The 9,020-nt window shown below is 60.0% G+C and carries 11 protein-coding genes; 3 read left to right on the top strand and 8 right to left on the bottom strand.

Annotation, left to right across the window (positions count from 1 at the left end; genetic code table 11):
* The 4 genes from Q0M35_RS15170 to Q0M35_RS15155 form a co-directional block, all read right to left on the bottom strand.
* A partial coding sequence (locus tag Q0M35_RS15170) for a pyruvate dehydrogenase complex E1 component subunit beta (protein ID WP_295316772.1) occupies nt 1-1,022 on the bottom strand: 1,022 nt, incomplete at its 3' end.
* Nucleotides 1,023-1,025: 3 nt separating this feature from the next.
* On the bottom strand, nt 1,026-2,036 hold the full coding sequence (gene pdhA / locus Q0M35_RS15165) for a pyruvate dehydrogenase (acetyl-transferring) E1 component subunit alpha (protein ID WP_169640710.1): 1,011 nt from the start codon (nt 2,034-2,036) through the stop codon (nt 1,026-1,028).
* Between the two features lie 130 nt (nt 2,037-2,166).
* A complete protein-coding gene (locus tag Q0M35_RS15160) occupies nt 2,167-2,466 on the bottom strand; it encodes a septum formation initiator family protein (RefSeq protein WP_295316769.1) in 300 nt (99 codons plus the stop codon).
* Between the two features lie 127 nt (nt 2,467-2,593).
* The gene (locus Q0M35_RS15155) at nt 2,594-3,778 is read right to left on the bottom strand and encodes a phosphoglycerate kinase (RefSeq protein WP_295316767.1); all 1,185 of its coding nucleotides are present in this window, start codon (nt 3,776-3,778) and stop codon (nt 2,594-2,596) included.
* A 129-nt stretch (nt 3,779-3,907) separates the two neighbouring features.
* On the opposite strand from Q0M35_RS15155, the gene Q0M35_RS15150 reads away from it, so the two are divergent.
* The 3 genes from Q0M35_RS15150 to Q0M35_RS15140 all read left to right on the top strand — a co-directional run bounded on the left by Q0M35_RS15150 (nt 3,908) and on the right by Q0M35_RS15140 (nt 5,920).
* On the top strand, nt 3,908-4,414 hold the full coding sequence (locus Q0M35_RS15150) for a peptidylprolyl isomerase (RefSeq protein ID WP_169640707.1): 507 nt from the start codon (nt 3,908-3,910) through the stop codon (nt 4,412-4,414).
* Nucleotides 4,407-4,952, top strand: a complete 546-nt coding sequence (locus Q0M35_RS15145; protein WP_295316765.1) for a peptidylprolyl isomerase — start codon at nt 4,407-4,409, stop codon at nt 4,950-4,952. The genes Q0M35_RS15150 and Q0M35_RS15145 overlap by 8 nt, the downstream gene beginning before the upstream one ends.
* Nucleotides 4,953-5,197: 245 nt before the next feature.
* Nucleotides 5,198-5,920: a DUF1194 domain-containing protein gene (locus tag Q0M35_RS15140; protein ID WP_295316763.1), complete on the top strand. Its 723-nt coding sequence runs from the start codon at nt 5,198-5,200 to the stop codon at nt 5,918-5,920.
* Between the two features lie 52 nt (nt 5,921-5,972).
* On the opposite strand, the gene Q0M35_RS15135 is transcribed toward Q0M35_RS15140, so the two are convergent.
* The 4 genes from Q0M35_RS15135 to Q0M35_RS15120 form a co-directional block, all read right to left on the bottom strand.
* On the bottom strand, nt 5,973-6,470 hold the full coding sequence (locus Q0M35_RS15135) for a polymer-forming cytoskeletal protein (RefSeq protein ID WP_295316761.1): 498 nt from the start codon (nt 6,468-6,470) through the stop codon (nt 5,973-5,975).
* Nucleotides 6,460-7,797: a M23 family metallopeptidase gene (locus tag Q0M35_RS15130; RefSeq protein WP_295316760.1), complete on the bottom strand. Its 1,338-nt coding sequence runs from the start codon at nt 7,795-7,797 to the stop codon at nt 6,460-6,462. The genes Q0M35_RS15135 and Q0M35_RS15130 overlap by 11 nt, the downstream gene beginning before the upstream one ends.
* Nucleotides 7,798-7,974: 177 nt before the next feature.
* Nucleotides 7,975-8,784 carry a ferritin-like domain-containing protein gene (locus tag Q0M35_RS15125; protein ID WP_295316757.1) on the bottom strand — a complete coding sequence of 270 codons (810 nt, stop codon included), beginning with the start codon at nt 8,782-8,784 and terminating at the stop codon, nt 7,975-7,977.
* Nucleotides 8,781-9,020: redoxin domain-containing protein (locus Q0M35_RS15120; RefSeq protein ID WP_295316755.1), on the bottom strand; the 240-nt coding region annotated here is incomplete at its 5' end. The genes Q0M35_RS15125 and Q0M35_RS15120, both read right to left, overlap by 4 nt.

Genomic DNA, 9,020 nt, shown 5'->3' with positions numbered 1-9,020 from the left:
ATGGTCACGTCCTCGCCTTCTCGCCAGATCCGTGCTTTGCCAAAGGGGACAGTGTAATCTTCCATCTCAGGAACATCGAAGGTGCGCCCGTACAGGATCTCGTTTTCGAGGAAGATGACTGGATTCGGATCGCGGATTGCTGTTTTCATCAGCCCTTTGTAGTCAGAGGCTGAGTAGGGCATCACGACGCGCAGACCCGGCACCTGCATGTACCAGGCGGCATAGTCCTGGCTGTGTTGTGCACCGACCCGGGCCGCCGCCCCGTTGGGACCGCGGAAAACCATCGGCGCACCCATCTGACCGCCCGACATATAGAGCGTTTTTGCTGCCGAATTGATAATGTGGTCAATGGCCTGCATCGCGAAGTTGAAAGTCATGAACTCGACGATCGGGCGCAGGCCGCCAAAAGCCGCACCGACGCCGATGCCGGCAAAGCCGTGCTCAGTGATCGGCGTGTCGATCACGCGTTTGGCGCCGAACTCATCCAGCATGCCCTGAGAGATCTTGTAGGCGCCCTGGTATTCGGCGACCTCTTCGCCCATCAGAAAAACGGTGTCGTCGCGGCGCATCTCTTCGGCCATGCCGTCGCGCAGCGCTTCACGCACCGTCTGTTGTTTCAGCGTGGTGCCTTCGGGCCAGTCGGGGGAGGTGTCTGATTGCGGCGCGGCAGGTGCGGACGCCTCAGCGGCCACCTTCGGGGCCTCTTCGTTGTCCGCGTCGGCTGCGGGTGCAGCCTCCGGTGCCCCTGGGGCGCTTAGGTCGATATCATCAGCACTCTCGCCTTCCTCCAGCAGGATAGCGATGGCGGTATTCACCTTAACGCCTTCAGTGCCTTCCTCAATAAGGATCCTGCCGATGGTGCCTTCGTCGACGGCTTCGAATTCCATCGTGGCTTTATCGGTTTCAATCTCGGCCATAATGTCGCCGGAGGAGACGGTATCTCCCTCTTTGACCAGCCATTTTGCAAGCGTGCCTTCTTCCATAGTCGGCGAGAGCGCGGGCATTAGAATTTCTGTTGCCATGGATCAGGCCTCCTGCGGAACTTCGGTTGCGTAGATATCGGTCCAGAGCTCTTCGAGCGCCGGCTCAGGGCTCTCTTTGGCAAACTCGGCGCTGTTGTTCACAATATCCTTGATCTCTTTGTCGATGGCTTTGAGGTCCTCTTCGGTGGCGTGCTTGCCGGTCAGGAGCATGGAACGCACGGCCTCAATAGGATCGCGTTCGTCGCGCATCTTCTGTACTTCTTCCCTGGTCCTGTATTTTGCGGGATCGGACATGGAATGACCGCGATAGCGGTAGGTTTTCACCTCAAGGATGTAGGGGCCTTCGCCCGCGCGACAGACCGCAACGGCTTTCTCGCCGGCCGCTTTTACCGCGAGCACATCCATACCGTCGACTTCTTCGCCCTTGATTCCGTAGGCCGCCCCGCGCTCCCAGTAAGAGGGGGAATGGGTTGAGCGTTTGGTCGAAGTCCCCATGGCATACTGGTTGTTTTCAATCACAAAAACCACCGGCAGGTTCCACAGTTCGGCCATGTTATAGGCTTCATAGACCTGGCCCTGGTTTGCTGCACCATCGCCGAAATAGGTAAAGGTCACCCGGTCGTTCTCCAGATATTTATCCGCAAAGGCAAGGCCCGCCCCCAGCGGCACCTGGGCTGCGACGATGCCGTGGCCGCCGTAGAAATGCTTCTCTTTGGAGAACATATGCATGGAGCCGCCCTTGCCCTTGGAATAGCCGCCCTCACGGCCCGTCAGCTCGGCCATCACGCCGTTGGGGTCCATGCCGCAGGCCAGCATATGGCCGTGGTCACGATAAGAGGTGATGCGTTTGTCGCCTTCTTCCGCCGCTGCCTCAAGACCCACAACGACCGCTTCCTGACCGATGTAGAGGTGGCAGAAACCGCCGATGAGCCCCATTCCGTAAAGCTGACCGGCTTTTTCCTCAAACCGCCTGATCAGCAACATATCGCGGTAATAGGTCTTCAGCTCTTCGGCTGAAACATTCGGTTTCTTCGCAGCCTTGCGGGTGGCCATACGGGCGATCCTCCATTACAGCACCCGGCGCGCCGGGCAGATAGTTTAGTATTAAACTAATGTTTATCGGATTCGGGACGGAGATGCGAGGGTCATTCTGACGCGCTGCCCGCAAGCGGGCCGGCGCGCCTCAGCGGATGACGATCTCGTCGGCGCGGATGCGTCCGAGGACGCGGCGGGCCTGCTCATCCAGCAGATCAAGGTCGAGATAATCATCTGACAGCCGGTGCGTGAGATTTTCCATACGCACAACCTCGGCGCTAACCCCGGCGAGCTGTCGGCGCAGCACTTCCGCATCTGCATCAATCTCGGCGCGCCGGAACAGTCCGAAATCGCCCTGGACGGCGGCAAAGGTAAAATACGTGCCCAGCCCGAGCGCGAGCGTGAAGAACACGAACGGTCCCAGAGCGGGGCGTGTGGTGCGGGTCATCTGCTGTCTGCCTCGTGGCTGCCTCTTAGCGGGCATGACGAAACTATGACACAGACAGGCTGCTCTGTGAATCCTTTTTTCAGGAAAATACCGCAAATTCAGAGGCATTACGGCATTGTCCTGCCCCTCAGCCGAGTGCGGCAACGCCCGGAAGTGTTTTTCCTTCCATCCACTCCAGAAACGCACCGCCGGCTGTCGAAATATAAGTAAAGTCTTCCGAAACGCCGGCCTGGTTGAGTGCGGCGACGGTATCGCCGCCACCTGCCACGGAAATCAGCGTGCCAGCTCTGGTGCGCGCAGCGGCATCGGCAGCAGCGGCATTGGTCGCCTGATCAAAAGGCGGGATCTCGAAGGCGCCCATCGGCCCGTTCCAGATCAGTGTTTTGAGATCCTCAAAGGCTGCGGCCACGGCTTTGACGCTGTCAGGTCCTGCATCAAGCACCATCTGATCATCGTCGAGCACCGTGTCAGGACCCAGCGCCACGACCTCGTGATCAGCGCCGGCCTCAAAGGCGCGGGCCACAAGCCCGTCTGACGGCAACAAAACACGGCAACCGCTCTTTTCGGCCTGCACCATGATCGCACGGGCGGTGTCCATATAGTCGGGCTCCTGCAGGGAGGCGCCGAGTTTTGCGCCCTGTGCGGCGAGGAAGGTATTGGCCATACCTCCGCCTATCACCAGCAGATCAAGTCGCCCCACCAGGTTTTCGAGCAGGGCGATTTTCGTCGACACCTTGGCCCCCCCCACAACCGCGCCCACCGGGCGTTCGGGCGCCGAAAGAGCGGCCTCAAGCGCCGACAATTCCGCCTGCATCAGGCGTCCTGCACAGGAGGGCAGCAGATGGGCCACCCCTTCGGTCGAGGCATGCGCGCGGTGCGCGGCGGAAAATGCATCGTTGCAGTAGATATCGCCGAGACTGGCAAGAAACTGCGCCATTGCCGGATCATTGGCCTCTTCGCCGGCCGCAAAACGGGTGTTTTCAACGAGGGCTACAGATCCCTCGGGCAGCGCCGCAATGATTGCTGCATCCGGCCGCTCGATAAAGGTGATCTCCCGGCCCAGTGCCTTTTCCAGCGCCGGGACTGTTACCCGCAGCGACATTTCAGGTACAAACTGCCCTTTCGGGCGACCAAAATGAGCCAGCATCACCGGCAGCCCGCCAGCGGCAAGAATGTCGCGGATGGTCGGCACGATCCGGTCGATCCGGGTGGTGTCGGTCACACGGCCGTTCTCGACGGGGACGTTTATATCCACGCGTACCAGCACTGTTTTGCCGCTGAGATCCATGTCGTCGAGCGTCTTCCAGGCCATTTTCCACTCCTTAATACATTCCGCCCGGCGATGTTTTGCGCTTATCCGCGCCCGGGTCAATGCTCCGGCTTGGCATTCCGGGCGTCAGGGCTTAGGTAATCTGCCAGAAGATTTAAGCAGGAGGGCCAGATGGCCGACATAAAAGATCCCGAAAACACCATTCTGATCGAGCTGAAAGGCGGCACCGTGACCGTCCAGTTGTTGCCCGATGTGGCCCCGAAACACACCGAGCGCATGAAAGAACTCGCGCGGGCCGGCCATTATGACAACGTCGCATTCCACCGCGTGATCGAAGGCTTCATGGCCCAGACCGGCGATGTGCAGCACGGCGATATGGAAGACGGGTTCAACCTGCGCATGGCCGGCACCGGCGGGTCTGACCTGCCGAATGTGCCGGCGGAGTTCTCCAAGATCCCGCACGCGCGCGGTTCCATTGGTGCTGCGCGGTCGCAGAACCCTGACAGTGCCAACAGCCAGTTCTTTATCAACTTCAAGGACAACGATTTTCTTAACGGTCAGTACACGGTCTACGGTCAGGTGATTTCGGGCATGGAGCATGTTGACGCGATTGCGCGTGGCGAGCCGCCTGCCGAGCCCGACCGGATGATCTCGGTGAAGGTTGCTGCGGATGCTTAAGTATATTGCCGGTGCGATGATGATGGCGGGTCCCGCGATGGCGACCGGGCTTGAGATTGATGTGGCCGGTGAGGCCAGCGGGACGATTGTGATCGATCTGTTTGAGACGGTGGCGCCACAGCATGTGGAGCGGATAACGACGCTGGCCGGGGAGGGCGCCTATAACGATGTGGTCTTCCATCGTGTGATCGAAGGTTTCATGGCGCAGACAGGTGATGTGCAGTACGGCAAGCTCGGCGGAGACATGCGCCGGGCGGGCACCGGTGCCTCCGAGGGGCCGGATCTGCCTGCTGAGTTCTCCGAGGTACCCTTTGACCGGGGCGTCGTCGGCATGGCGCGCGCTCAGGATCCCGACAGCGCCAACAGTCAGTTCTTTATCATGTTCGCTGATGGCCACTTTCTCAATGGCCAGTACACGGTTGTGGGCAAGGTGACCGAAGGGCTTGATGTGCTTGATACAATCAAGCGCGGCGAGGGGCCAAACGGTGCCGTTATCGGTGCCCCTGATGTGATGCAGACGGTCCGCGTCACCGAATGAGCCGGCAACCAGGGTAACGGGATGAAGGGGCGCGCTGCCGGGCGCGCCCTTTTTCATTCATATCATCCCGGATGCCCGGGATCTCAGGGGCGTCAGACGCTCCTTTCCGGATCGGCTTTGAAGTGCAGCGTCGCACCCACTTACCCTGCCTGAATTTATGGCACAGGGCCGGCTGTGCCACCCGCATTGGCTGGTCGCGATGCATACGGAATTGTCCGGAGCGTAAGCCGTGCTACTTTTTTCTTATGATACGATTATTCAGTTTCCTGCTGGCACTGATCGCCACGCCGCTCGCGGCGCAGACTCAGCGTGAGGTCGGGCTTGAGCTTGTGCTGCTTGCTGATGCATCCGGCTCCATTGATCCTGACGAACTGGCTTTTCAGCGTCAGGGCTATGCGCTCGCCATCACCGATCCGCGCGTGATCGCAGCCATTCAGACCTCGCTCTATGGCAACGTCGCGGTGATCTATGTTGAATGGGCCACCAACACCGCCGTCGTCGTGGACTGGACAATCGTTGACGGGCCCGAAACCGCGCGCGTTTTTGCAGACGCTCTCACCGGTCCTCCGCGCCAGGCCTATGGCAGTAACGCAATCGGCACAGCGCTGCTGGAAGGCAAGCGGCTGATTGAGGGCAACGACATCTATGCGCCGCGTGCTGTTATCGATTTCTCCGGGGACAGCATCCGTAACTCGTCGGGGCCAACGATAGAGGACGCGCGCGCTGAGGTTCTGGCCGCAGGGATCACGATCAACGCTCTGCCGATCCTCAGGCCCGAAGACGGGCGCCGTGCCGGTGCGAATCTCGAAGAGGAATATACCAACCGGATCATCGGCGGGCCGGGTGCGTTCATGGTTACCGCTGAAGGACGGGCTCAGTTTGCCGAAACCGTGCGTCGCAAACTGGTGCTGGAAATCTCCGGCAAGATGCCTGAAAGCGATATTCAGATCGCCGCGGATACACCCTGAAAACGCGAGACGCCGCCCCGGGGGCGGCGTACTCATTTGGTTTCTGATGTGCTCAGGAGGCGGGGTTTGGCTTGGCTGCCGGTGTCGTCTTTGCACCGGGGTTCAGCGGATCGTCCTGACGCTGCACAGAACCTTCAAAATGCGCGCCGCTCTCGATGGCGATTGTCTTGTGGATGATGTCGCCTTCGACCCGTGCGGTAGAGGTCAGACGCACCTTAAGCCCGCGGACGCGCCCGACGATCCGGCCGTTCACAACCACATCATCGGCAACAACCTCGCCCTTGATCGTGGCGGTCTCACCGATGGTCAGCAGATGCGCGCGGATGTCGCCTTCAACGGTGCCTTCGACCTGAATGTCACCATTGGTTTTCATGTTACCGGTCACGTGCAGATCGGACGACAGCACGGAAGCGGGCGGCTTGGGCTTGGGCGCCGATGCCTTGAACTCGCTGGGCGAAGGCGTCGCCGGCGCTGAAGTCGATGCGGGTTTCGGTGTTTCGGATTCGCCCTGCTTGGGCCCCGGTTCGTTGATTTTGCTCTTAGAAAACATCTTTTGCAGCCTTGATATAGATCATTGGGTTCACAGCTTTCCCACCTACGCGTACCTCATAGTGCAAATGCACGCCGGTCACCCGTCCGGAAGCACCCATATCACCGATATGATCGCCGCGCGAGACCCTTTGCCCAACTTTGACGCGTATTTTCGACAGATGCGCATATCGCGTCTCAATTCCGAATTCATGCTGTATTTTGACCAGCCTGCCATAGCCGGACTGCCATCCGGCCTGGATGACCACGCCGTCGGCCGTTGCGTGCAGGTCAGTGCCGGCCGGCGCCGCGAAATCCACGCCTTTGTGCATCCGCCGGCCACCTGTTTTCGGGTCGCGGCGAAAGCCGTAATCACTTGTAAACCGGAAGGCGCGTTTGACCGGCAGCGCAAAGGGCGCTTTTTCGGCCGCGATCCGGTAGAGATTAAGTGTATCCATCTGCCCCAGCAGACGGTTTGCCCTGAGAAAATCAGGCGATACCTCTTCGCCGCGGCTTGAGAACGACAGCGGCGTCAGCGGACCGCCCTGTCCGGAATACCCGCGCCTGACCTGATCAAGGATACGATCGGTCGGCAGCCCCGCCTCGCGGAACATCTTGTCGAGCGGCTCGACGGATATGGTCATCGCTTCTTCAAGTTTGCGGAAGATCTGGTCGTTGTCTTCTTTCATGAGCGCGATTTCAAAGGCGAGATCATCGGCATGGCGCAGCGCTTCCTGCGCATCGGCCACCACCTGATCTCGCTCTGCTGCAGTGCGCGCGAGGGCATCGGCGAGAAAATCGACGGGCGCACTGTCTGACGCGGCAGGTGCCGAGGCCAGAACAACCCCGTCCTCGTCGCCGGCTTTCTCGATCAGATCGGAGAGTGCGCGGCGCGCCTCTTCGCGTTCTTTCATCGTTCCGCGCAGGGCGGTCTGGATCACTTCGATGCCGGTCTCAAGCTCGTGCCGGCGGGTCTCCGATTCCAGCAACTGCGATTGCATGACCGAGATCTGATCGAGGGCGGCATTGAAGCGTTCCTGTGCCGCGAGCGCTTCGGCGGTGCGGCGGTCTCGCTGGTCCGACAGATCGTTCAGCCGTGCCAGATAGTTTGTCTGGTCGCGTCGGGCCTGTTCGCGGAAATTTCCGGCACCGAGATTGTCCATCAGCAGGATGGCAGTGGCGATAATTGCCCATGCGACCAGTGCTGCGCCACCGGCATAGGCCACGAGCTGTGTCTCGGGCTTCAGGCGGATAAAACGGGTGTCCTGGTCAGATTTAAGAAAGACGCGTCGTTCGGGAAAGGCGTGCTCAAGTGCCGCATGAATTCTGATGGCCAGTCGTGTCCGCACGCGGCTCTCCCTGTTCCGTTTCGTTCAGAAAAAGGGTCCCCCGAACCCTTAACGTCTCCGTCGTCGTGCATAGTGAAGCGGGTCTCGCGGAGCAAGCGTCTATGAATATCAGCCCCGCAACCATCCGTTGAAAAGGCGTAAACTGGCAAAAAGCCGCCGATTTTCAGGGCACTGGCCTCAGATTTCGTCTGTCAGCGGCCAGTAGAAATCGGGAGGAATTCCCGCCTCCGCGCGTTTCTCCTCATTAAAGGGAGGCTTCAGAGGTCCGTGGAAATAGCGGGTGACAAGCGCGTGGAAGCGCTCTTTGGGGTCCTCGTCATGGCGCCCGCAGAGAAAGTGAAACCACTTTGATCCATAGGCCACATGGGAGACCTCTTCGGCATAGATCGTTTCAAGCGCGGCTACAGCAGACGCTGCGCCAGCGCGTCGAAAAACCCCGATCATCCCCGGGGTCACATCCAGGCCGCGCGCTTCAAGCACCATGGGCACAACTGCGAGCCGCCCCATAAAGTCATCGACCGTATCCTCTGCCGCGCGCCACATGCCTGCATGGGCCGGAAGCGCCCCGTAATGGCTGCCTTCTTCTTCAAGGCAGGTGCACATCAGATTGAAATGTTTGGATTCTTCATCCGCAGCTTTCACCCAGTCGTCATAGAAACCCGCGGGCATTTTCACATGCGCGAACCGGGCAATAATATCCCAGTGCAGATCAACGGCATTAAGCTCTATATGCGCCACAGCGTGGAGCAGGGCGATGCGCCCCTCGGGTGTGCCGGGGCGACGTCTGGGCACGTCACGCGGGCTCAGCAGTTCGGGGGCAGCCGGGCGCGCGGGATGCAGCGGCGGGTCAGCCCGCCCGATCGCCGGTATTTCGCCGGCATCTCTGGCCGCCTGCCAGAGGGCCGCATACTGACGTGACAAAGCCGTCTTTTCGCGCCCGTCGGCGGTGGTCAGCACATCCACCGCCATCTCAGCGAGTGACTTCACAAGGCGCGCACCGCTTCGAGAACCTCTTCGACATGCCCGGGCACTTTGACCTTGTTCCAGATCCGCGCAACCGTGCCGTCGCCGGCGATCAGAAAAGTGGTGCGCTCGATGCCCATGTACTTCTTGCCGTACATGTTCTTCTCTTTCCACACACCGTAGTCCTCGCAGACCGTGCCATTCTCATCCGACAACAGGGGAACGGTGAGGTCTCGCTTGGTCGTGAATTTCTCATGGCT

This window comes from Roseobacter sp., from assembly GCF_024639605.1.
GTDB lineage: Bacteria > Pseudomonadota > Alphaproteobacteria > Rhodobacterales > Rhodobacteraceae > Roseobacter.
Note: the sequence above shows the minus strand (reverse complement) of the source record. Positions and strands in the feature narration are given on the sequence as shown.